Consider the following 24,927-nt stretch of genomic DNA (forward strand, 5'->3'; position numbering starts at 1 on the left):
GATTTTGAAAACTATACGAATAGGTACTCGCGATAGCGAACTAGCACTTTGGCAAGCAACAACCGTTGAGAAAAAATTAAACGATTTAGGCTATAAAACTGAAATAATTGCAGTAAAATCAACAGGCGATTTAATTTTAGACAAACCTTTATATGAATTAGGAATCACTGGCATTTTTACTAAAACATTAGATATTGCCATGATTAAAGGAGAAATCGACATTGCGGTTCATTCCATGAAAGATGTCCCTACACTACTTCCAAAAGGAATAAAACAAACAGCAGTTTTAGAACGAGCAAATGTCTTTGATATTTTAGTTCATAAAGGAAATGTAGATTTTTTAAACACCGAAGGAACTATAGCAACTGGAAGTTTAAGAAGAAAAGCGCAGTGGTTACACAAATTTCCAAATCATATAGTTGAAGATTTAAGAGGAAATGTGAATACTCGACTTCAAAAATTAAAAGATAACAATTGGAACGGAGCTGTTTTTGCAGCGGCTGGTTTAGAAAGAATCAATTTAAAACCCGATACTTTTATTAATTTAGATTGGATGATTCCTGCTCCAGCACAAGGAGCTATGCTAGTTGTTACCATGGAAGGAGATGCTTTTTGTGATGAAGCAATTTCAAAACTTAATCATTACGAAACTGAAGTTTGTACAACTATAGAACGTCATTTTTTAAGAACTTTGGAAGGTGGTTGTACGGCGCCAATTGGTGCTTTGGCACAAATAGTTAACAACGAAATTCAATTTGAAGGTGTATTGTTTTCATTAGACGGAAAACAAAATTATCATATCAAAAAAAGTTGTACTTTTGATACTTATAAATCTTTTGGTGAAAAATGCGCAAATGAAATATTGAATAATGGAGGCGCGCAACTAATGGAGGAAATTCGCAAAACACTAAAGGTGAAGTAATTTACTTATAATGGAAAGAGAATCCTTACTCAATTATATTATTCGGTTTTTTGACTTAATCGTTTTACTATTTATAGTTTTTGATTTTGGTTACGATTTTCAAGAAAACTTCAACACACCACATGTAATAGGATTAGTGTTTTTAACATTAGGCCTTCTTGGTTTCAATACTTTTAAATTCTTTAAATACAAATATAAAAGCAACCGAAAAGTAGCTTTTGTAAACATGGTTATTTTAACCTCTTTACTTTTTGTCTCTGGTATTATTGCTGTTTTAAATAGTGATTTTAGTGGTGATTATATACTTCAAAAAGCAAAGCCAATTCTAGAAGGCGGACTTATTTTCTATTTTTTATTACGCCTTTTGGTATTAGTTCGTCATATTTATGATATTTACTTTAATCCCGCAATTGTATTTGTAGGAAGTTTTATAATTCTAGCCTTAACAGGAGCATTTTTATTAATGCTACCTAGTGCAACAGCTCACGGAATCTCTTTTACAAATGCTTTGTTTACAGCAACAAGTGCAGTTTGTGTAACCGGATTAGCTGTGGTGGACACTGCAAATGATTTTACATTCGTAGGTCAATCTATCATTTTAGTAATGATACAATTAGGAGGAATTGGAATTTTAACCTTTACCTCTTTCTTCGCCTTTTTCTTTAGAGGTAGTTCAAGTTTTAAAGAAGGTTTAAATACTCGCGACTTTATTGCTCATGAAGGTTTAAAAGATGTTTTTAGAGCTGCATTAAATGTTGTGATTTTTACATTAAGTGTCGAAATTGTTGGAGCTATTTTTATTTACACTTCTATACTTGATGTAGATGCAATAGATAACAAAATTTATTTTTCAATTTTCCATTCTATCTCCGCGTTTTGTAATGCTGGTTTCTCTATTCTTTCTTCTGGCTTATATGATGAAAGTATTAGATTCCATTATTATTTCCAATGGATTATTATGACCTTAATTATTTTTGGTGGTTTAGGTCACAACATTGTATTTAATTTCTATCAATACATAAAAACATATTTCACAGAATTTTGCGACAGTAAACTTATTCATAAAGACATTAGAATTATTACGCTTAATACTAAAATTGTAATTTATACAACATTAATCTTATTAATTGGCGGTTGGATCTTTTTATACATATCAGAATACAACGATACCTTAATGATGCATAAAACAGTTTTTGGTAAACTTACAACAGCTGCTTTTAATTCGGTAACACCAAGAACTGCAGGGTTTAATGTAATCGATTTTACTCAAATGACATTGCCATCATTATTATTCATAATATTTTTAATGTGGATTGGTGCTTCGCCTGCGTCAACTGGTGGTGGTATTAAAACAAGTACCTTTGCAATTGCAACGCTAAATATTATTATGATTGCAAGAGGAAAAAGTAGAATTCAATTACTAGGTAGAAGAATTACTGCCGAATCTACTTTACGTGCATTTGCAATTTTATGTATTTCATTAATTGTTATAGGTGTTGCTATTATGGCGCTTCTTATTTTTGAACCAAAAGGAACGCCATTAATCACAGTAGCTTTCGAATGTTTTTCTGCATACAGTACCGTTGGTTTAAGTCTAAATTTCACACCAACATTAACTGAACCTAGTAAATATGTTCTTATTGCAGTTATGTTTATTGGAAGAATTGGTATGCTCAACTTAATGATTGGTTTATTACGTCAAATGAACCATCAGTTTTATGAGTATCCAAAAGAAAATATATTGATTAACTAATTACATTATATATGAAAATCATTGTTTTTGGATTGGGAAATTTCGGAATGTCGCTTTCATTAAGTTTGACAGAAACCGGAAATGAGGTGATTGGAATTGACAAAAACATGGAAAAAGTAAATCTGGTTAAAGATAAAATTTCCCATGCTATTTGTATGGATTCAACAAATGAATTGGCCTATGAAGCGGTTCCTTTAAAAGATGCCGACAAAGTAGTTGTTGCTATTGGTGAAAACGAAGGTGCTGCTATTATTACAACAGCTATCATTAAAAAGTTAAGCGATGTAAAAATTATTAGCCGTGCCTTATCTCCTATTCACGATACAGTACTAGAAGCAATGGGGATTCAGAGTATAATTCACCCTGAACAAGAATCAGCAGATCGTTTAACTAAACAAATAAATTTTAAATCGACACTAGAAAATTATCAGTTAGACGACAATTTTACGATTTCGGAAGTATTGGCAAAACCAGAGTTTTTTGGTAAAAATTTACAAGAATTAGATTCTATAGATAAATATCATTTAACCTTAATTACCATTATTCGCAAACGCGAAAAACGTAATTTAATTGGTAAAAAAACAATTAAAAAAGAAAGTATTGGACGACCAATGCCAGATACAATAATCGAACAAGGTGATATTTTGGTTGTATATGGAAACAATAAAAATATTGAGTTCTATTGCCAAGATCAAGAAGAACATGAAATAAGAAAATAATGAAAACCATTCTTTCCACTAAAAAACTTACAGAAAAACTCAAGGTTAAACTTGAAAACAAAGGTTTTTTGGTAGTCGAAAAGAAATTCATTAAAACAAAAACTATAAAGTTTTCCATAGAAAACCTCAACGAAAATTTAATTTTTACGAGTAAAAATGCAGTTAAAAGCATACTTACTCTTAAGAAAGAAATTAGCAACAAGAAGGTTTTTTGTGTAGGAAGCAAAACCAAAAAGTTATTAGAGAAAAATGGTTTTGAGGTAATTGCTTCTGCTGAAAATGCTAAAGACTTAGCCGAAAAAATAAGTCAAGATTTTTCTTCTTTACATTTTACTTTTTTTGTGGTACCATTAGAAAAGCAACGTTACCGCAAATACTAAAGAAAAACAACATAGAACTAAATGAAATTGTAGTTTACAAAACGGTTTTAAAACCACATAAAATAGAAACTAAAATAGATGGTATATTATTTTTTAGTCCTTCTGCCATAGAAAGTTTTTTACAAGAAAACGAACTAAACGAAACCATTTGCTTTTGCATAGGAAACACAACAGCAGAAAGCTTAAAAAATAAAACAGACAAAATTATCGTCTCAAAAAAGGCTACGATTGAAGCCTTAATTAAAAAATGTATAAAATATTATAAAGAGTAAAATGATACAAAACGATTTATTTTTAAAAGCCTTAAATAATGAAACTGTTGAACGTCCACCAGTTTGGATGATGCGTCAAGCAGGTAGATATTTGCCAGAATTTAGAGCATTACGCGAAAAATATGATTTCTTTACACGTTGTAAAACTCCCGAATTAGCTTCGGAAATTACAGTACAACCTATTCGTATTGTAAAGCCCGATGCAGCTATTTTATTTTCAGATATTTTAGTAGTTCCTCAAGCAATGGGAATTGATGTAGAATTAGAAGATGGAATTGGACCAATTATCCCAAACCCAATTCGTTCATTAAAAGATATAGAGCAAGTGCGCATTCCAGATATCAATGAAAGTTTAGGTTATGTAATGGATGCTATCGACATGACAAAAGAAATGTTGAACAACGAAGTGCCTTTAATTGGTTTCGCAGGTTCGCCTTGGACAATCTTTTGTTATGCTGTGGAAGGAAAAGGTTCTAAAAGCTACGATAAGGCCAAAGGGTTCTGCTTTTCAGAACCGGTTGCAGCACACTTATTATTGCAAAAAATAACCGATACAACAATTGCCTATTTAAAAGAAAAAGTGAAACACGGCGTAAATGCGGTTCAAATTTTTGATTCTTGGGGCGGAATGTTATCACCAACAGACTATCAAGAATTTTCTTGGCAATATATTAACCAAATTGTAGAAGCATTAGCGCCAGAAACGAAAGTAATTGTTTTCGGAAAAGGATGTTGGTTTGCCTTAAACGACATGGCAAAATCAAAAGCTTCTGCATTAGGTGTAGATTGGACGTGTTCGCCTAAAAATGCACGTTATTTAACAGGTGGAAAAATCACGTTACAAGGTAATTTCGATCCAAGTCGTTTGTTATCTCCAATTCCAACCATCAAGAAAATGGTTCATGAAATGATTGACGAATTCGGAAAAGACAATTACATCGTAAACCTTGGTCACGGAATTTTACCAAACATTCCTGTAGATCATGCTAAGGCATTTGTTGAAGCGGTTAAAGAATATGGAAAGTAGCAAAACAGTCTTGGTCTCAGTATTCAAAACTGCGACTGAAAACTGCGACTGAAAACTGAAAACATGAAAAATAAATTTTACGCCTACATACAACAATTACAAGATCAAATCTGTAAAGGATTAGAAGATATTGATGGCAAAGCCAAATTTCAGGAAGATCTTTGGGAACGACCAGAAGGCGGTGGCGGAAGAACACGTGTTATTGAAAACGGAGACGTTTTTGAAAAAGGCGGTGTAAATATTTCGGCAGTTCATGGTAAATTGCCTGATACCATGCAAAAAATGTTCGGTGTAGGAGAAGCCGATTTTTTTGCTTGCGGACTGAGTTTGGTGATTCATCCTAAAAGTCCGATGGTGCCAACAGTTCATGCTAATTGGCGTTACTTTGAAATGTATGACGAAAATGGTAATGTCATCAACCAGTGGTTTGGCGGTGGGCAAGATTTAACGCCTTATTATTTGTTTGAAGAAGATGCCAAACATTTTCACCAAACATGTAAAACCGCTTGTGATTATCACAACCCAGAATTTTATCCTTTGTATAAAAAGAAATGTGACGAATATTTCTGGAACACACACAGAAATGAAGCACGCGGAATTGGCGGATTATTCTTTGATTATTTAAAGGAAAGCGAAGACATGAAAATGGAAGATTGGTACAACTTTGTGACTGAAGTTGGGAATAGTTTTCTTGAAGCCTATTTGCCAATAGTTGAACGAAGAAAAGATTTATCCTATTCGGAAGCCAACAGAACTTGGCAAGAAATACGTCGTGGTCGTTATGTAGAATTCAATTTGGTGCATGATAAAGGAACCTTATTTGGTTTAAAGACCAACGGAAGAATAGAAAGTATTTTGATGAGTTTGCCTCCACATGTGCAATGGGTGTATAATCATCATCCCGAAACTGGAAGTGAAGAAGAAAAATTATTAAAAATTTTAAAAGAACCTATTGATTGGATATAATTATTCATTGTCAATTATAAATTATCAATTATTATGTTTCCATTACAAAGAGGCAGAAGATTAAGAATAAACGAAAGTATTCGTTCCATAGTTAGAGAAACCAGTTTAAGTCCAGCCGACTTTATGTTTCCTATGTTCGTTATGGAAGGCAAAAACAGTAAAGTAGAAATACCATCAATGCCAGGTATTTTTCGTCGTACACTAGATTTAACAGTTGAAGAAGTTAAAGAATTATATGCTTTAGGAATTAGAGCTGTTAATATTTATGTAAAAGTTAGCGATGATTTAAAAGACAATACTGGAAAAGAAGCTTGGAACGACAATGGTTTGATGCAAAGAGCCATTCGTGCCATCAAAGCGGCTTGTCCAGAAATGATTGTAATGCCAGATGTGGCTTTAGACCCTTATTCGATTTATGGCCATGATGGAATTATTGAAAAAGGCGATGTAGCAAATGATGCCACCAATGATGCTTTAGTAAAAATGGCGGTTTCACATGCACAAGCTGGTGCCGATTTTGTTGCGCCAAGTGACATGATGGATGGTCGTGTGTTGCGTTTACGTCAAGGTTTAGATGCTGCTGGATTTCATAATGTTGGCATTATGAGTTATTCAGCTAAATATGCTTCGGCATTTTATGGTCCGTTTCGTGATGCTTTGGATTCGGCTCCAAAAGATGCTGATGTAGAAGTACCAAAAGACAAAAAAACGTATCAAATGGATTACGCCAACAGAATTGAAGCAGTAAAAGAAGCACTTTGGGATGTGGAAGAAGGCGCCGATATGGTCATGGTAAAACCGGGAATTGCTTATTTGGATATCGTTCGTGAAGTAAAAAATGCAGTAGATGTTCCAGTAACGGTTTTCCATGTTTCGGGAGAATATGCTATGATTAAAGCGGCTTCAGAAAGAGGTTGGTTAGATCACGATAAAATTATGATGGAACAATTAATGTGTATCAAACGTGCTGGTGCTAGTTTAATTTCTACCTATTTTGCAAAAGAAGCTGCAATACTTCTGAACCAAAAATAATTACTATTTAATATCTTATAAATGAAACCTACAAGTAAATGAAACCTACAAGCCTTACTTGTAGGTTTTTTTATGAATGATTTGTTAAGTTATTTGAAATAATTTGAAAATTGAGTATTTTAGTTATCAGCAAATTTATCCTAAATGACACTCTTAATTTTATATGCCACAGTTTCAATTTTCTTCTCATTTTTATGCTCTATACTTGAAGCTGTTTTACTAAGTGTTACACCAACTTTCTTGAATGTAAAAAAACAAGAAGGAAAAACTTTCGCCTTTCAACTAGAAGAGTTAAAATCAGATATTGACAAGCCTTTAATTACTATTTTAACACTAAATACTGTTGCACATACTGTTGGTGCAATTCTCGTTGGAGTTCAAGCCGAAAAAGTATATGGTGATGGTAATAATGCTGTTGCAATAGTATCGGCAATAATGACATTTTTAATTCTAATTCTTTCCGAAATTATTCCTAAAACTATCGGAGCTAAATTTTGGAAACAATTGGCACCATTTACAACTAAAGCCTTACAAGTTTTAATTTTCCCATTAAAAATAACCGGAATTCTTTGGTCACTTCAACTTACTACAAAATTAATTGGTGGATCAGCTCACACAACTATGGTTAGTAAAGAAGATTTTAACACCATGGCAACAATTGCCGAAAAGGAAGGAATTTTTAAAACATCTGAATCTAAAATTTTAAAAAATTTATTGTCTTTAGATCGAGTTTTGGCAAAAGAAATTATGACACCAAGAACAGTTGTAAAAATTGCAGATGCTGATTTAACAATTCAAGATTTTTACAGCACAAATAAAAATATTCGTTACTCAAGAATTCCAATCTATTCAGAAAATCAAGACAATATCATCGGAATCGTTTTACGTACCGATATTCTAAATGCCATTATTACGGGAGATGGAAAAGAAAAACTAGAAAGTATTAAAAGACCTGTTTTACTTTCAAAACGTTCTCAACCTATTCCAATTCTTTTTGAACAACTCATTCAAACCAAAAATCATATGGCAATTATTATCGATGAATATGGTTCTTTTAATGGATTAGTTACACAAGAAGATGTTATTGAAACGCTTCTAGGACTTGAGATTATGGACGAAAGTGATTCTGTTGAAGATTTACAACAACTAGCTCGTAAAAATTGGGAAAAAAGAGCAAAAGGTTTAGGATATTCCAAAGACGAAGAATAAACCACTCGTTTTCACCTTTTTATTTGAGTTTTTCAAAAGAAAGTGTACATTTGTTTTAGAAATTTATACGCCAAATAATTATTACACGCCATGACACAGAACGATTTGTTCTTCACGCTTGCTTTGTTACAAGTGGAAGGAATAGGTGATATTACTGCAAAAAAATTATTGCAAAACTTAGGTTCTGCAGAAGCAGTTTTTAAAGCAAAAAAAACTTCATTAGCTAAAATTGATGGAATTGGTAAAAACACCATTCAAAATCTTAAGCAAACTTCTTCTTTTAAACTTGCCGAAGAAGAACTAAACTTTCTTGAAAGAGAAAATATAACCTCACTTTATTTTCTGAACAACGATTATCCAGAACGTTTAAAACATTGTTTTGATGCACCCATTTTATTATTTCAATCGGGAAATATGAATCTCGACAATTCTAAAATAATTAGCATTGTAGGCACAAGAAACATTACCACTTATGGAAACGAGTTTACGAAAAAATTCATAGAAGAATTAGCTCCATTAAATCCTATAATTGTTAGTGGTTTTGCTTACGGAGTTGACATTGTTGCTCATCAAGCAGCTATGGATCATAATTTACAAACTATAGGTGTTTTAGCTCATGGTTTAAATCAAATATATCCTAAGAATCACAAAAAATATATGGCAAAAATGGAACAAAATGGTGGTTTTTTAACTGAATTTTGGTCGAATTCAAATCCGGATAGAGAAAATTTTGTGAAACGAAATAGAATTGTTGCCGGAATAAGTGAAGCAACAATTGTTATTGAAAGTGCCGAAAAAGGTGGTTCGCTCATAACAGCCAATATTGCAAACGATTATAATAGAGAAGTTTTTGCTGTACCGGGAAGAACAACAGATAAATACAGTCAGGGATGTCATAATTTAATTAAAACTCAAAAAGCACAATTAATTACTTCAGCTGCCGATTTAGTCTATTTGTTAAATTGGGAAGTTCATAAAAAAGAAGAAAAAGGTATTCAAAAACAACTATTTGTATCACTTTCAGAAGAAGAACAAAAAATCTATAATTTCTTATTAAAAGGGAAAGAAATACTAGATATTATTTCAATAGAATGTAATATTCCTATTTTTAAACTTTCTGGCACATTATTAAACATGGAGTTAAAAGGGGTTGTGAAACCTTTACCAGGAAAAATTTTTGAAGCCATATAAAATTTGGCTAACTTTAAAAAAATTATTGTTCAAATGTACACAATTCCTCAAATTGAGCGATTTAAACAGCAAGTTGCATCAAAATATAATCTTTACAATAGTGTTTTCATCACTTTACCCTTTGATAAAATTGATAACACAGGAGTATTACTTCCGCTGTTCTCGAAAATTTGTGAAGACGGATTTAAAAATAATTTAAGTCCAAAGGAAATTGTTGCAGAATTTTTCTCTAAATATCTTGAAAACGCATCTGAAGAATTAAAAATTAGTTTATTCTTTCGTTTTATTCAATACGTAGAACGACAAGTTGTACTTTTTGATGCTATTGAAGATGCTGCTTTTTCTGTTATAAATAATTTAGAAGGAAGAGGTTCTTTAAGAGGAATTAAAGAAAATGCAGAACAAAAATTTCAGAAAGAAGAACTCGTTCACTTTTTAGAAAATTTTAGCGTAAAAACTGTTTTAACAGCGCACCCAACACAGTTTTATCCAGGATCTGTTTTAGGAATTATTACCGATTTAACGGAAGCAATCAAGCAAAACAATTTGGTTCAAATTGAGCAATTATTAGCACAATTAGGAAAAACACCATTCATCAAAAAAGAAAAACCAACACCTTTTGATGAAGCAGTAAGTTTAATTTGGTTCTTAGAAAACGTATTTTATGAAACTGTTGGTGATATGTTACAATACATTCAAAAGAATATCTCTAAAAATAAAGCATTAGAAAATGATATTTTTTCACTGGGTTTTTGGCCAGGTGGAGATCGAGATGGAAATCCTTTTGTAACTACTGAAATTACATTACAAGTTGGACAACGTTTACGTACTTCTATTTTAAAATGTTATTATTTAGACATTAGAAAATTAAAACGAAAATTAACTTTTGCTGAAGTTGACGTTTTAATTGCCGAATTAGAAAATAAATTATATCGTTCGGTATTTTATTCACAAGGAGAAATTTTCATCACACAATCTGAATTTGAAAGCTACTTACATCAAATAAAACAAATTTTAATTACTAAGCATCAAGGTTTATATGTAGATGAAGTAGATGTTGTTTGGAACAAATTTAACTCTTTCGGATTCCATTTTGCTTCACTTGATATTCGTCAAAATAGTAAAATTCACAAACAAGTTTTCGAGAATATTATAGAAAAAAACACTGATTTATTTGGTACCAATTTCAATGAATTATCAGAAGATGATAAGTTAAAAAATTGGTAACCATAAAAGGAAATCTAAAGGAAAATGACTTTGAAGATGAATTTACCAAAAGAACAATTACATCGATAAAAGCAATAAAGACCATTCAAGAAGAGAATGGTGAAAAAGGTTGCCATCGTTACATCATTAGTAATAATGAAAATGCACAAAATGTAATGGAAGCTTTTGCGTTATTTGGTCTTTGTGGATGGGAAAATCCTACTGTTGATATTGTGCCACTATTTGAAAGCGTAAGCGATTTGGAAAATGCCGCTCAAGTAATGGAAAAACTTTATTTATTACCAGAATATAGAGATCACTTAACCAGAAGAAAAAACAAACAAAACATTATGCTTGGCTTTTCTGATGGAACCAAAGATGGCGGTTATTTAATGGCAAACTGGGCAATTTATAAAGCTAAAGTTGCCTTAACCGAAATGTCTAGAAAATATGATATTGAAGTAATCTTTTTTGATGGTCGTGGTGGACCACCAGCTAGAGGAGGCGGAAAAACAAGTCAATTTTATGCTTCTTTAGGTCCAGAAATTGAAAACAAAGAAATTCAATTAACAATACAAGGTCAAACCATTAGTTCAAATTTTGGAACATTAGATTCTTGCCGCTTTAATTTAGAAAATTTATTGAGCGCTGGGGCAAACAACCAACTTTTTCATAAAAACGAAAATTTACTTTCTCAAAATGAAAAAGAAACCATGCAAGAGCTTTGTAACATTAGTTATCAAAAATATATAGATTTTAAAAACCATCCGAAGTTTGTTTCTTACTTAGAGGAAATGAGCACGCTAAATTATTATGCTAAAACCAATATTGGAAGTCGTCCTTCGAAACGCAAACAATCAGAAAAATTAAATTTAGACGATTTAAGAGCTATTCCTTTTGTAGGTTCTTGGAGCCAATTAAAACAAAACGTTCCAGGTTTTTTTGGAGTTGGAACTGCATTGGGTCATTTTGAAAAATCAAATAGATGGGAAGAAGTAACTGCATTATACAACAATTCTTTATTCTTTAAAACATTAATTGAGAATAGTATGATGGCACTAAGTAAAACGTTTTTTCCTTTAACAGCTTACATGAAAAACGATCCCGAGTTTGGCGCATTTTGGCAAATCATTTTTGAAGAATATGAAAACACTTTACGTCTTTTATTAAAACTTACTGGATTTACAACTTTAATGGAAAACCAACAAGCTGGGAAAGCTTCAATTGATTTGAGAGAAAAAATTGTTTTACCATTATTAACGGTTCAACAATATGCTTTAATGCACATTAGAGAATTAAAACAAGATCCTGAAAAAAATGCAAAAGCAATTGAAGTATATGAAAAAATAGTAACGCGATCGCTTTTTGGAAACATTAATGCAAGTAGAAATTCAGCATAATAAAAAGGAACTCAATTGAGTTCCTTTATTTTAATATCCTAATTTTACACGAACGCGTTTTAAAACTTCATTAGCAATTGAACTAGCTTTTGCCGCTCCTTCAAAAAGCAATTTATCTAGTTCTTCTAAATTATTCATGTAATAATTGTATGTTTCTCTTTCGGTTGCAAAACGTTCTAAAATCAATTCATATAAAGCTTGTTTTGCATGTCCGTAACCATAACCGCCTGCTAAATAATTTGCTCTCATTTCTTCAACTTGAGAAGGCGAAGCTAACAATCTATACAATGCAAAGCAATTACAAGTATCTGGGTTTTTAGGTTCTTCAAGTGGTGTACTATCTGTTTGAATAGCCATAATTTGTTTACGTAATGCTTTATCATCAACAAAAATATTAATGAAATTGTTACGAGATTTACTCATTTTTTCACCATCGGTACCTGGAATAATCATTACATTATCATCAATTTTAGCATCTGGTAAAACAAATGTTTCACCCATTTGATGATTAAAACGAGAAGCCACGTCACGAGTAATTTCTAAATGTTGTAATTGATCTTTACCAACAGGAACTATTTCGGCATCGTACAATAAAATATCTGCCGCCATTAACATAGGATAAGTAAATAATCCTGCATTAACGTCGTCTAAACGATCTGCTTTATCTTTAAATGAATGAGCTAATGTTAATCGTTGAAAAGGAAAAAAACAGCTTAAATACCAAGATAATTCGGTTACTTGAGGCACATCACTTTGGCGATAAAAAACAACCTTGTTAGTATCTAAACCACAAGCAAGCCAAGTTGCAGCTACACTATAAGTGTTAGCTCTTAATGTTGCACCATCTTTAATTTGTGTAATCGAATGCAAATCGGCGATGAATAGGAACGATTCATTATCCGGATTTTTAGTCATTTCAATAGCAGGTAAAATAGCTCCTAATAGATTTCCTAAATGAGGTGTACCTGTACTTTGAACTCCTGTTAATACTTTTGCCATTTTTAAATAAATTTCTGCAAAAATACGGTTTTCGGTAGGATTTCATTAATTAAATTTTAATTACTTTTGGGATAAATTGGCACTTAATGAAATATATATTTTGGTTTTTCTGGCGTATTTGGTTCTATATTTTAATAATGATTCCTATTATTATTTTATCACCTATTTTACTGATTTTGGTTAGTTCAGAAAAAACATATCCTCAGTTTTTTAGAGTAGCTCGCTTTTGGGGAAAATTTGTTTTATGGGGCATGGGGTTTTATTATAAAATAGATTTTGAAAAACCTCTTGAAAAAGGGAAAAGTTACATGCTTGTAGCAAACCATACTTCGATGACCGACATAATGTTAATGCTTGTTGTGGTTAAGGATAATCCATTTGTATTTGTTGGTAAAAAAGAGTTATCTAAATTCCCAATTTTTGGTTTTTTCTATAAACGTGTTTGTATATTAGTTGACAGAAGCAGTAGCAAAAGTAGGTACCAAGTTTTTGAAAGAGCTCAAAAACGCTTACACCAAGGTTTAAGTATTTGTATTTTTCCGGAAGGTGGCGTTCCAGATGATGAAAGTATCGTTTTAGATGAATTTAAAGATGGTGCTTTTCGTCTGGCAATTGAACACCAAATACCTATTGTACCTATGAGCTTTATTGATAATAAAAAACGATTCCCTTTTAGATTTTTTAGTGGTAAACCCGGTAGAATGAGAGTTAAAGTTCACACTCCTATTTCTACCGAAGGTATAACTCTAGAAGAAAAACATAAGATAAAAGAACGAGCTAGAACTGTTATTTTAAATGATTTAAAAAATTAAAAAAAGCCCCTTTAAAGGGGCTTTTTAAGTTTCGCCTTGTAAATAAGACTCGAAACAACTTAACTAAAATTTATTAACTTACTAAACTTATACTAAAATCTATAACTCAAACCAGAATAAACTCCAATAAAATAAGGTTTAAAATCTCCCGAGTTTTCACTAAATGTATTGAACTGATATTTGAACATGGGTTGGATTTCTGCTCTAAAATTCTTTAAAAACTTATAATTTAATCCAAAACCTAGATTGCTACTAAAGTTTGTATTATTTAGATTATTTGCTTTTCCTATTTCCATTTCCATACCTTCATCTAATAGCCAAATAGAATTACCATTTAATAAAAATGTACTGAAACCTCCTACTAAATCGATTCCAAATTTTTTATCGACCAACTTATAACTTAACTCTAATGGAATTTCAAAATACCTAATATCTTGTCTTAAATTACCCGAATGTGCAACATCGAAAGATTGAGTATCAACATCACTGAATAATGTTGTAGGCGAAATAACCGGTTTTTCTCCATAAATATGAATGTTTCTAGCATTAGCATTTTCATCAATATTTTGGTTAAAACCACTTGTAGACACTAGAGCTGTTTCATAATAAACGTTTTGAGTTTCATAACTTAAGTTTAAATTATTAATCCCCGCTTTTAGAGCTAATTTTGAAGAAAGTTGATATTGTAATCCAACACCATAACTCATGGTTAAATTAGATTTTTTTGTATTTGTTGCTAAAGATTGATCTATTGGGGAACCTTCGGAAATAGAATTGAAATAAATGGGCGAAGCATTTGTACTTACAGCCCATTTACTTACTTTCTCTTCTTTTTCTTTTTCATCAGCATCTTTTCCCTCTTCTTTTTCTTTAAGCAATTTTTCTAATTCGTTGAGTTCTTCATTTACGACAACTTGTATACTGTCATTTTGTAAAGAATTATTTTCAACGAGATTAGAATTATTTTTGAATGTTGAATCAATAATTGAAATGTTTATAGCTTCATTTACATCATTATTATTTTGAGAATTATCGACTAAATTTTTGCTCAAATTGTCTAATTTTTCATTATTTGCATTTATAACATCAGCAACTGAATTGCCTAAAAGACTATTTTGATTATTAGATTTTGTTGTCGAATTATTATCCACTACATTATTTTCTACTTCATTAGAAATAAATAACTCCGATTTATTTTTTGTTGAATTAATTATGCTTGTTTCATTTTTAATATTAGAACTTGATTTTTTAATCTTTCTTTTATTTTGAACTAAAACATTTTGTTCTCCATCTAAATCGAAATCATTATACTTTTTATCTTTTTTAGTATTATTCGATTTATTATTCACAAACGAGCCATTATCGTTTGAATCCTCAATTTTCTCTTTATTTAATTCAATTGATTTTGAAGAATTATTTGTATTGTTTTGTCTTTCTTTAGATTCTGTTACAACTTCATTAGAACGAATATGTTTCTGAATTACATCTTCTTCATTCTTAAATTTTTGATTTGTATTTTGTTCTAGTTGGTTTTCTTTTGAACTATTCACCTCTTCGTTAACTATTGCATCTTCAATAGAAATTGTAGTATCATTTCCTGAGTAATAATTAATTAAAAAACCTAAACCAATAACAAATACAGCTGCAATTCCAGATGTTTTAAACCAAAATGGAATAACACGTTTCTTTTTCTTCTTTTCATTTAATCGCGCTTCAATAAAATCCCATGATTCTGAAGGAGGTATTGCTTCAAAATCTTTAAATTTTTCTTGAAATAATCTTTCTATATTTTTACTCTCTTTCATTGAATTCTTTTGGTTTGACCAAAATTATTTTGATTCTTTTCTATTTTATCTTTCAAAATTGCTTTAGCTCGTGCTAAATTCGATTTTGAAGTACCAACATTTATGGACAACATTTCGGCAATTTCTTTATGCGAATAATCGTCTATTACATAAAGATTAAAAACCAAACGATAACGATCTGGTAATTCTTGAATTATTTTTGTTAAAAACTCAACAGAAACCGCATCTTCATCAACTTCAACATCTTCTTGATCGGGCATGTTTTCTGAAATTATTTCAAAAATCCCTTTCTTCCGATATTGTTGTAAAACATAATTAATTACAACTCTTTTTGCCCATCCTTCAAAAGAACCTTTAAATTGATAATGCTCTATTTTGTCAAAAATTAACAAAAAACCTTCTTGAAAATTATCTTGAGCTTCTTCATAATTGCGTGAATATTTAAGACACACAGCAAAAATACTAGAACTTAGATGCTTGTAAATTTGCTCTTGTGCCTTTCTATTTCCGCCCTTGCATTCATGTATAATTTGCTCAAGTATCAATCGTCAAAAAATTAATAAACTGGTATCTCTCTCTCTATAAAAGTATTCTCCCCTTCTGAATCTACACCTGTCCAGAATTTAAATACATAACTACCATTACTTAATACTTTAAAATTAAAAGTATCGCTAATTAATTCATCTGCTAAATCTGTACAATTACTTTTTTCTTCTACAATATTTTGCACAGCAAACGTTCTCTCATTTAGATTACTTTCGTAGTAAAAACCATCAGAAAAATGGCAAGTTGTTGGTCTATTATACCAAACTGTGATAGCGTATACACCTCCCAATTCAAAAGAATCAGGCATTTCAACTGATACAGCAGGCACCAACTCTAAATGAAACCTTGGTGTATCATCATTTGGACTACAACTAATAAATGCAGTCAATAAAACTAACAATAAAACTAATCTTCTCATTTCTTTATAACTCTATTTTATAGATGCTATCTTATTTAAAAGGTTGCGTTAATTTAATAAAAAAATCCCGAAAAATTTTCGGGATTTAATTTTTATGCTTGTGATTTAAGATACTCTTTTATTTTGGTTTCCAGTTCTTCCATCAATTCTGGATTATCTTTTATCAATGATTTCACCGCATCTCGACCTTGACCTAGTTTTGTTTCACCATAACTAAACCATGATCCACTTTTCTTGACAATCTCATAGTCTACCGCTAAATCTAAAACCTCACCCACTTTTGAAACACCTTCTCCATACATAATATCAAACTCAGCCGTTCTAAAAGGTGGTGCTACTTTATTTTTAACAATTTTTACTTTTGCACGGTTACCAATTACATTTTCACCATCTTTAATTTGTGACGATTTACGAATATCAACACGAACTGAAGCATAGAATTTTAAGGCATTACCTCCAGTTGTTGTTTCTGGATTTCCGAACATTACCCCAATTTTATCACGTAACTGGTTAATAAAGAAAACTGTACAATTTGTTTTGTGAATTGTACCCGTTAATTTACGTAATGCTTGTGACATTAAACGAGCATGTAATCCCATTTTACTATCACCCATGTCACCTTCGATTTCACTTTTAGGAGTTAATGCTGCAACCGAGTCAATTACCACAATATCAACTGCACCAGAACGAATTAAACTCTCAGCAATTTCTAAAGCTTGTTCACCATTATCTGGTTGAGAAATAATTAAGTTGTCGATATCAACACCTAATTTCTCTGCATAAAAACGATCAAAAGCGTGTTCTGCATCAATAAATGCTGCAATTCCTCCTGCTTTTTGAGCTTCAGCAATGGCGTGTAGTGTTAACGTTGTTTTACCTGACGATTCTGGACCATAAATTTCAATAATTCTTCCTTTTGGATAACCATTTACTCCAAGAGCAATATCTAATCCTAAAGAACCTGAAGAAATAGTTTCCACTTCTTCTACAGCAGAATCTCCCATTTTCATTACAGTACCTTTACCGTAAGTTTTGTCTAACTTGTCTAACGTTAATTGAAGGGCTTTTAATTTGGCTTCTTTATCTGAACTCATAACATATATATTTTGCGTAAAAATACAATTTTTTTATTCTCTAAATATTTTGGGAACCAAAAATAAAATGCCTTGTTCATAAAAAAACTGAAACACTTCATTTAGCTCTATAGATTCTTGAAAATGAACACTTTTAGAAAATAATTTTTCAACATAGACTTTCATTTCATCATTTTGAAATTCTAATAAAATTTCATTTTCATTCCAATTAATTAAGCAATCTCGAGTCTTTAAATCGTAGCTTAAATTAGGATTAATATAAATATCAAAATCCTCAAATTCATATGTCTTTTGCAACAATTTATATAAAGCTTCTAAAACTTTTTTAGGTGAAATCGACGACAAACAAACCCTATCTTTACAGTTTATGATAACATCATAATTACATTTTAAAGTACAATTTCCAGGCTTGCCCCAAACAATTTCATTTTGCTCCGAAAAACTTCCCCAAGAACCTGGACCCGTTGGCCCATAAATTCCAACTGTTGGTACATTAAAAGCTCCTGCAACATGTGTAATTCCTGCATCGTTCCCAATGTGAAAAACAGCACTTGCCATAGCTTCGCCTACTTCGTGTAAATCTCCGGTAATTAAATCAATATGTGAGTACTCTTTAGATAAAAATTTTTGTGGATTTGGGTCGTCTTTACCTAAAATAATTTTACATCGTAATTTTGGAAAAACAGCATGAATCTCTTCTATTAATTTTGCATAATTTTCTGTTGGCCAAATTTTTAATAAAAAACCAGCTCCTGGATGCAAAGTATAATGAAGGTTTTCAAAATTCGTTTCTCTTTCAAAATATGGAAAACCTAAATTTTTATTTGACAAATCTCTATGAAAACGGCAAACCGCATCGATATAATGCTGTATAGAATGTTGTTTCACTTTCTTACTAGTAATATACTCGATTTGTTCAACGCTTCTATCGAAAATTGGATAGTTCCCAAATTCGATAATTTTATCAAATTTAGTTTGATCTATTTGAGTTGCATCTACAACTTGAATTCCTTTTAAATGCTTTTGAAAAAAACTTACCAAACGTGGACTTAAACCATAAGTAACCGAATCTGAAACTTGTTTTAATTTATAAACTGCTGGTAGTGTAAAGAAAATATCACCAAGTCCGCCATAACTTTTTAAAACCAAAACATTTCCTAATGATTTTGAAACCGAACTTTGCACAGGAATATCTTTAATTTTACTCCAAAATTCCAAAATCGTAGATTGCATTTCTTGTTTTGCACGTTCTTTATCATCTGGATAAAAATCAAAAGACCATGTTCCTACTCTATCATTTGTAATTAATTTACAACCAGATAAAAATGCTTCTGCAGCTAATCTTCCTGATGGTTCCGGCCAAACAGGCTTGATAATTATTTCTTTGGTTTTACCTAAAACTTTTAAAACCTCAGTATTCTCGATTGGTTCTCTGAACTTAATATTTTTTGGAAGTTCTCTTCTTAATTTATTTTCACCAAAAACTACAAAGTTCTTATTCGGATGTTCCAAAGCATAATCTACAAATGCATCACCTCCTTTTAAATAACTTAACTCTCCAAAAAAGGAATCTCTTCAACTTTTTCTTCTGAAATACAAATGTTCTCCACATCTACTGTTGGTGGCATGATTAAATAATTATGCGAAATTGCTTCACCATAAAACTCGACATGAGATTCAAAGTGCTTTGGAGATTGAAAAATATTGAGTTGAGAATTTGCAAAAAGTGTTCGAAACAAATGAAATTTATCTGTATTGCAACAATTTCTAATATTTCTATCTAAAGTGCATAAAATATTTCTTCGAACGCAAAAGTTATAATCAAATTCTATCTTAGAAAAAGGAATTTTAGATTCTAAAACATAGTTTAAAATATCTAACTCAAATTTACATCTTGAGGTGTTACAAATAATTAGTAAATCGTGAGCTAAAATTGTAGTTTTTGTTTCTTCAAAATTTTGCAACAAACCTACTTCAACAAGAAAACCCAACTCCTTTCCTTTTGAAACTAGTTGGGCAATTGTTAACTCAGCTCCTCTTTTTAGCGTAAGAGCCGTATCATGTAAAAAAAGAATTTTTTTCAAATTTTATCCTCCGTAATAGCCATCGTCGTAGTAACCGTCGTCATAATATCCGTCGTCATAATATCCGTCATCGTAGTAACCATCATCATAATATCCGTCGTCATAATATCCGTCATCATAATAACCGTCGTCATAATAACCATTATTATAATTATCATCATCTGAAGAACAAGAAGCCATCAAATTACCTGTAATAACAATAGCCGAAGTAGCTAAAAGCACTTTTCCTGAATTCTTTAAAAAGTTACGTCTATTCATAATGTAAAAACTTTTGAACCGCCAATATAATAAAATTAAGTTAAAAACGAATTAAAAATTAGTTTATTGCTCAATTTAATCGATTATTATTAACTTTGCCCACGAACTTTTCCATTTAAAGTTCAAAAAAATATTTCTCACTTAAAAGTTATAGCATGCAACTGTACAACACTTTAAGCGCAGAAGAACGTGCCCGTTTAATCGATGAAGCGGGAAAAGAAAGAATCACACTTTCGTTCTATGCGTATGCCAAAATTGAAAATCCACAACAATTTCGCGACGATTTATTTTTAGCTTGGAATCCTTTAGAAGCTCTAGGTCGTATTTATGTTGCTCACGAAGGAATTAATGCTCAAATGAGTGTTCCGGCTGACCAATTTGAAGCCTTCAGAACCACTTTGGATGAATATGATTTCATGCGTGGCATTCGTTTAAATGTGGCTCGCGAACAAGACGATCATTCTTTTTTAAAGTTAACCATAAAAGTGCGTCACAAAATCGTTGCCGATGGATTAGACGATGCTACTTTTGATGTAACCAATAAAGGAATTCACTTAAAAGCGAATGAATTCAACCAATTATTAGACGATCCTAATACCATTGTGGTCGATTTTCGTAACCATTACGAAAGTGAAGTTGGTCATTTTAAAGGCGCCATCACACCTGATGTTGATACCTTCCGTGAAAGTTTGCCTATTATTAACGACCAACTAAAAGACTACAAAGAATCTAAAAACTTGTTGATGTATTGCACCGGAGGAATTCGTTGCGAAAAAGCTTCAGCTTACTTCAAACATCAAGGTTTTAAAAATGTGTACCAATTAGAAGGCGGTGTTATTGAATATGCACGTCAGGTAAAAGCAGAAAACTTAGAAAGTAAATTCATTGGTAAAAATTTCGTTTTCGACAATCGTTTAGGCGAAAGAATTACCGATGATATCATTTCGCAATGTCATCAATGTGGAAAACCTTGCGATACTCATACCAATTGCGCTAACGACGGCTGTCACTTGTTGTTTATTCAATGTGACGAATGTGCTGCCAAAATGGATCATTGTTGTTCTACCGAATGTCAAGAAATCATTCATTTGCCTTTGGTGGAACAAATTAAACTGAGAAAGGGACAAAGCAACAGCAATAAAATTTTCAAAAAAGGAAAATCGGAAGCTTTAAAATTCAAACATTCAGGTGCATTGTCTGATGTTTCTTTAGCTAAAGCAAAACCAGAAAACGATTTACCTATTCGTCAAAAAATTGCCACTAAAAAAGTTTTGGTGGGTAATGGCGAACATTATTATTCTAAATCGCAAGTCGCTTTATTTACACTTACGAATAAAGAAATCAATACCGGCGATTTACTTTTAATTTCCGGACCAACAACAGGCGAAGTTGAATTTACCTTGGAAAAAATGTTGGTTAACGGAGTTGAAAATACATTGGCAACTGCCGGCGATAAAATTACTATTGAATTGCCTTTTAAAATTAGAAAATCAGATAAACTATTTAAAATCACTAAGAAGTAATGACTACTACAGGAAAAATAGAATTAATGGCACCTGCTGGTAATTTTGAATCCTTACAAGCAGCTTTAGACAACGGATGTGATTCAGTTTATTTTGGTGTAGAGCAATTAAATATGCGTGCACGCGCTTCTATCAATTTTGTCTTAGACGATTTACCAGAAATAGCGCGCCGTTGCCAAGAAAAAAACGTTAGAACCTATCTGACTCTAAATACCATTGTTTACGATCACGATTTGTCGATTGTTAAAACTCTTTTAAATAAGGCAAAAGAAGCTAATATTACAGCGGTGATTGCATCTGATCAAGCGGTAATTATGACAGCTAGAAGCATTGGTATGGAAGTTCATATTTCGACACAAGTAAATGTAACCAACATTGAAACGGTGAAATTTTACGCCATGTTTGCCGATACAATTGTACTTTCTCGCGAATTGAGTTTACGTCAAGTAAAGAAAATTACGGAGCAAATTGAGAAAGAACAGGTTAAAGGACCAAGTGGCAATTTAGTGGAAATCGAAATTTTCGGTCACGGTGCTTTATGTATGGCCGTTTCCGGAAAATGCTATTTGAGTTTACATTCGCACAATTCTTCTGCAAATCGTGGAGCTTGCAAACAAAATTGTCGTAAAAAATACACGGTTATCGACCAAGAAACGGGTTTCGAAATCGAAATCGACAACGAATACATGATGTCTCCAAAAGATTTATGTACGCTTGATTTCTTAGACCAAGTGATTGATACCGGAATAAAAGTTTTAAAAATTGAAGGTCGTGGTCGCGCTCCAGAATACGTAGCAACCGTTGTCAAAACGTACAGAGAAGCTATTGATTCGTATTATGACGGAACATTTTCGCAAGAAAAAGTAGCCGAATGGATGGAAGCGCTAAATACGGTTTACAACAGAGGTTTTTGGAGTGGTTACTATTTGGGCCAAAAATTAGGCGAATGGAGTAAAGATCCCGGAAGTAATGCTACACAAAAGAAAGTATACATTGGAAAAGGAGTGCATTATTTCCCTAAAGCAAGTATTGCTGAATTTAAAATTGAGGCGTATGATCTTAAAAAAGGAGATAAAGTTTTAATTACGGGTCCAACAACGGGTGTACAAGAAATGGTTATCGAAGACATGATGGTTAACGACACTACTTGTGAAAAAGCGACAAAAGGCGACAGCTTAACGTTGAAACTTCCGTTTAGAATACGTTTGTCTGACAAAATGTATAAAATTGTAGAAGCTTAATGGTTATCATTACTTTACAACGAGATAAGTGTATAGGTTGCAATTATTGTGTTGAATTTGCCCCTAACCAATTCCAAATGTCTAAAAAAGACGGAAAAACGGTTTTAATAAAATCGATCAACACCAAAGGATTTCACACCTTAAAATCGCCCGATCACACCATTGTAGAAGCGTGTGAATTAGCCGAAAAAGCTTGTCCGGTAAATATTATATCGGTTAAAGAAACCTAAAAAATATCGGTAAAATACTATTTGAATACCTGTTTTCGTTATAAATGAAAGCAGGTTTTTCTTTTTAAACCATTCACAAATTTGTATTATCTTTACACACAAAATACACTTTTGACAAGTAGTTCCACTTAAGGAACGATCTATATATATTGAAACTATGGCATGTACAAATTGTTCCTCAGGAACGCAAGATGGCGCTCCTAAAGGATGTAATAATAAAGGTTCTTGTGGCACCGGAAGCTGCAACAAATTAACTGTTTTCGATTGGTTATCAAATATGAGTTTACCACAAGGTCAAGAATCATTCGATGTGGTGGAAGTTCGTTTTAAAAACGGAAGAAAAGACTTTTATAGAAATCATGAAAAAATGAGTCTTTCTATTGGAGATATTGTTGCAACAGAATCTTCTCCTGGCCACGATGTCGGAATTATATCTTTGGCAGGTGAATTAGTTAAAGTTCAAATGAAGAAAAAGAAAGTAGCTTTAGATGCTGAACTTTTAAAAATTTACCGAAAAGCTACACAAAAAGATATTGATATTTGGAGTGAAGCAAGAAAAAGAGAAGAGCCAGTACGCATGCGTGCTAGAGAATTAGCTATTGCTTTAAATCTAGAAATGAAAATTTCTGATGTAGAATTTCAAGGAGATGGTTCAAAAGCAACTTTTTACTATACTGCTAATGATCGTGTAGATTTTCGTCAGTTAATTAAAGATTTTGCCCGCGAATTTAGCATTCGTGTTGAGATGAAACAGGTCGGTTTCCGCCAAGAGGCTTCAAGACTAGGAGGAATTGGTTCTTGTGGACGCGAATTGTGTTGTTCAACATGGTTAACCGATTTTAGAAGCGTAAACACTTCTGCAGCTCGTTACCAACAATTATCATTGAATCCACAAAAATTAGCGGGACAATGTGGCAAGTTAAAGTGTTGTTTAAATTATGAATTAGACACATATTTAGATGCATTACAAAGCTTTCCTGATTTAGAAACAAAAATTAAAACTGAGAAAGGAACAGCAGTTTGCCAAAAAGTTGATATTTTCAAAGAATTAATGTGGTTTTCTTACGAAAATCAACCTGCTCATTGGTATGTTTTAAGTGTAGCTCAAGTAAAAGAAATGCTTGAAAAAAACAAGAAAAACAAACCTGTTTCCGCTATTGAAGATTTTGTAAATGAAACTGCAAAAGAGGAACCTAAAAACTTCCAAAATGCTGTTGGTCAAGATGACTTAAATAGATTCGATAAGCCTAAAAAGAAAAATAATCGAAATAAGAAGCGTAAACCTAATCCAAATAACAATAACAACAATAAAAAACCTTCAAATCAAAAAAACACTAATACAAATGCAAATAAAAAACAATAGTTATTTGTGGTTATTAGTTATCCTTGGAACAATTTTAATTTCATGTGATAACAATCAAGTATTTGATCAATATCATAAACTAGATGGTTCTTGGTCTAAAAATGATACAATTCGATTTGATTTTGAACAAACCGATACTATAAACCCTTATAATTTGTTCTTAAATGTAAGAAACAATAAGGATTTTCCGTTTAATAATTTGTTTGTTATTGTTAGCTTAAAAAACCCAAAAAACGAAATCAAAATTGATACCTTAGAATATCAAATGGCATATCCTGATGGTAAATTAATGGGTGAAGGTTTTTCAGACGTTAAAGAAAGTAAACTTTGGTACCAAGAAAATTTCACATTTAAAAAATCTGGAAAATACCAAGTCGAAATTGTTCATGCTTTACGCGAAACAGGTTCAATTACTGGAATGGATAAAGTAGACGGTGTTACCGAAGTGGGCTTTAGAATTGAAAAAATAAAATAATA

At 31.8% G+C, this 24,927-nt stretch carries 24 protein-coding genes and 1 pseudogene; 17 read left to right on the top strand and 8 right to left on the bottom strand.

Features of this window, described 5'->3' with window-relative positions; translation table 11 throughout:
- The first annotated feature begins 1 nt into the window (after position 1).
- From hemC to GCU34_RS10115, 11 genes and pseudogenes are all read left to right on the top strand, one after another.
- Complete coding sequence (gene hemC / locus GCU34_RS10070; RefSeq protein WP_072782574.1) at positions 2-922, top strand: hydroxymethylbilane synthase; 921 nt, start codon at positions 2-4, stop codon at positions 920-922.
- 10 nt (positions 923-932) lie between these two features.
- On the top strand, positions 933-2,675 hold the full coding sequence (locus GCU34_RS10075; protein WP_072782571.1) for a TrkH family potassium uptake protein: 1,743 nt from the start codon (positions 933-935) through the stop codon (positions 2,673-2,675).
- A gap of 11 nt (positions 2,676-2,686) precedes the next feature.
- Complete coding sequence (locus GCU34_RS10080) at positions 2,687-3,394, top strand: potassium channel family protein (protein ID WP_072782568.1); 708 nt, start codon at positions 2,687-2,689, stop codon at positions 3,392-3,394.
- Entirely contained in the window at positions 3,394-3,774 is a 381-nt protein-coding gene (locus GCU34_RS14110; protein ID WP_262884243.1) for a uroporphyrinogen-III synthase, read from the top strand. The genes GCU34_RS10080 and GCU34_RS14110 overlap by 1 nt, the downstream gene beginning before the upstream one ends.
- Positions 3,775-3,785: 11 nt before the next feature.
- A complete protein-coding gene (locus GCU34_RS14115) occupies positions 3,786-4,046 on the top strand; it encodes a uroporphyrinogen-III synthase (protein ID WP_394367537.1) in 261 nt (86 codons plus the stop codon).
- A gap of 1 nt (position 4,047) precedes the next feature.
- Positions 4,048-5,073 carry a uroporphyrinogen decarboxylase gene (gene hemE, locus GCU34_RS10090; protein WP_072782562.1) on the top strand — a complete coding sequence of 342 codons (1,026 nt, stop codon included), beginning with the start codon at positions 4,048-4,050 and terminating at the stop codon, positions 5,071-5,073.
- Between the two features lie 63 nt (positions 5,074-5,136).
- Positions 5,137-6,039 (top strand): oxygen-dependent coproporphyrinogen oxidase, encoded by a 903-nt coding sequence (hemF, locus tag GCU34_RS10095; protein WP_084656838.1) that lies wholly within the window; start codon positions 5,137-5,139, stop codon positions 6,037-6,039.
- A gap of 33 nt (positions 6,040-6,072) precedes the next feature.
- Positions 6,073-7,071: a porphobilinogen synthase gene (gene hemB / locus GCU34_RS10100; protein WP_072782555.1), complete on the top strand. Its 999-nt coding sequence runs from the start codon at positions 6,073-6,075 to the stop codon at positions 7,069-7,071.
- Positions 7,072-7,215: 144 nt separating this feature from the next.
- Entirely contained in the window at positions 7,216-8,280 is a 1,065-nt protein-coding gene (locus tag GCU34_RS10105) for a CNNM domain-containing protein (RefSeq protein WP_072782552.1), read from the top strand.
- Positions 8,281-8,370: 90 nt separating this feature from the next.
- Entirely contained in the window at positions 8,371-9,471 is a 1,101-nt protein-coding gene (dprA, locus tag GCU34_RS10110) for a DNA-processing protein DprA (protein ID WP_072782549.1), read from the top strand.
- Positions 9,472-9,504: 33 nt separating this feature from the next.
- Positions 9,505-12,077 (top strand): annotated as a pseudogene (locus GCU34_RS10115) (phosphoenolpyruvate carboxylase).
- A 30-nt stretch (positions 12,078-12,107) separates the two neighbouring features.
- On the opposite strand, the gene trpS reads toward GCU34_RS10115, so the two are convergent.
- Entirely contained in the window at positions 12,108-13,076 is a 969-nt protein-coding gene (gene trpS / locus GCU34_RS10120; protein WP_072782545.1) for a tryptophan--tRNA ligase, read from the bottom strand.
- An 86-nt stretch (positions 13,077-13,162) separates the two neighbouring features.
- Between trpS and GCU34_RS10125 the strand changes: the two genes are divergently transcribed.
- Complete coding sequence (locus GCU34_RS10125) at positions 13,163-13,888, top strand: lysophospholipid acyltransferase family protein (protein ID WP_072782523.1); 726 nt, start codon at positions 13,163-13,165, stop codon at positions 13,886-13,888.
- 92 nt (positions 13,889-13,980) lie between these two features.
- On the opposite strand, the gene GCU34_RS10130 is transcribed toward GCU34_RS10125, so the two are convergent.
- The 7 genes from GCU34_RS10130 to GCU34_RS13660 all read right to left on the bottom strand — a co-directional run bounded on the left by GCU34_RS10130 (position 13,981) and on the right by GCU34_RS13660 (position 20,093).
- Complete coding sequence (locus GCU34_RS10130; protein WP_072782520.1) at positions 13,981-15,693, bottom strand: hypothetical protein; 1,713 nt, start codon at positions 15,691-15,693, stop codon at positions 13,981-13,983.
- Positions 15,690-16,238: an RNA polymerase sigma factor gene (locus GCU34_RS10135; RefSeq protein WP_072782517.1), complete on the bottom strand. Its 549-nt coding sequence runs from the start codon at positions 16,236-16,238 to the stop codon at positions 15,690-15,692. The genes GCU34_RS10130 and GCU34_RS10135 overlap by 4 nt, the downstream gene beginning before the upstream one ends.
- 11 nt (positions 16,239-16,249) lie before the next feature.
- A complete protein-coding gene (locus GCU34_RS10140; protein ID WP_072782514.1) occupies positions 16,250-16,657 on the bottom strand; it encodes a hypothetical protein in 408 nt (135 codons plus the stop codon).
- A 92-nt stretch (positions 16,658-16,749) separates the two neighbouring features.
- Complete coding sequence (gene recA, locus GCU34_RS10145) at positions 16,750-17,751, bottom strand: recombinase RecA (protein ID WP_072782511.1); 1,002 nt, start codon at positions 17,749-17,751, stop codon at positions 16,750-16,752.
- Between the two features lie 33 nt (positions 17,752-17,784).
- A complete protein-coding gene (locus GCU34_RS10150) occupies positions 17,785-19,263 on the bottom strand; it encodes a glycosyltransferase family 9 protein (protein WP_152378446.1) in 1,479 nt (492 codons plus the stop codon).
- A 38-nt stretch (positions 19,264-19,301) separates the two neighbouring features.
- The gene (locus GCU34_RS10155; protein WP_152378447.1) at positions 19,302-19,835 is read right to left on the bottom strand and encodes a hypothetical protein; all 534 of its coding nucleotides are present in this window, start codon (positions 19,833-19,835) and stop codon (positions 19,302-19,304) included.
- 3 nt (positions 19,836-19,838) lie between these two features.
- Positions 19,839-20,093, bottom strand: a complete 255-nt coding sequence (locus GCU34_RS13660; RefSeq protein WP_072782505.1) for a hypothetical protein — start codon at positions 20,091-20,093, stop codon at positions 19,839-19,841.
- Positions 20,094-20,248: 155 nt separating this feature from the next.
- Between GCU34_RS13660 and trhO the strand changes: the two genes are divergently transcribed.
- The 5 genes from trhO to GCU34_RS10185 all read left to right on the top strand — a co-directional run bounded on the left by trhO (position 20,249) and on the right by GCU34_RS10185 (position 24,925).
- Positions 20,249-21,616 (top strand): oxygen-dependent tRNA uridine(34) hydroxylase TrhO, encoded by a 1,368-nt coding sequence (trhO, locus tag GCU34_RS10165; RefSeq protein ID WP_072782503.1) that lies wholly within the window; start codon positions 20,249-20,251, stop codon positions 21,614-21,616.
- Positions 21,616-22,857, top strand: coding sequence for a peptidase U32 family protein (locus GCU34_RS10170; protein ID WP_072782500.1), 1,242 nt, complete (start codon positions 21,616-21,618; stop codon positions 22,855-22,857). The genes trhO and GCU34_RS10170 overlap by 1 nt, the downstream gene beginning before the upstream one ends.
- Positions 22,857-23,087, top strand: a complete 231-nt coding sequence (locus tag GCU34_RS10175; protein ID WP_072782496.1) for a ferredoxin — start codon at positions 22,857-22,859, stop codon at positions 23,085-23,087. Before GCU34_RS10170 ends, GCU34_RS10175 begins: the two co-directional genes overlap by 1 nt.
- A 157-nt stretch (positions 23,088-23,244) precedes the next feature.
- A complete protein-coding gene (locus GCU34_RS10180) occupies positions 23,245-24,450 on the top strand; it encodes a PSP1 domain-containing protein (RefSeq protein WP_072782493.1) in 1,206 nt (401 codons plus the stop codon).
- Positions 24,431-24,925: a gliding motility lipoprotein GldH gene (locus tag GCU34_RS10185; RefSeq protein WP_072782490.1), complete on the top strand. Its 495-nt coding sequence runs from the start codon at positions 24,431-24,433 to the stop codon at positions 24,923-24,925. Before GCU34_RS10180 ends, GCU34_RS10185 begins: the two co-directional genes overlap by 20 nt.
- Positions 24,926-24,927: the final 2 nt, after the last annotated feature.

Source organism: Flavobacterium haoranii (assembly GCF_009363055.1).
GTDB classification, from domain to species: domain Bacteria; phylum Bacteroidota; class Bacteroidia; order Flavobacteriales; family Flavobacteriaceae; genus Flavobacterium; species Flavobacterium haoranii.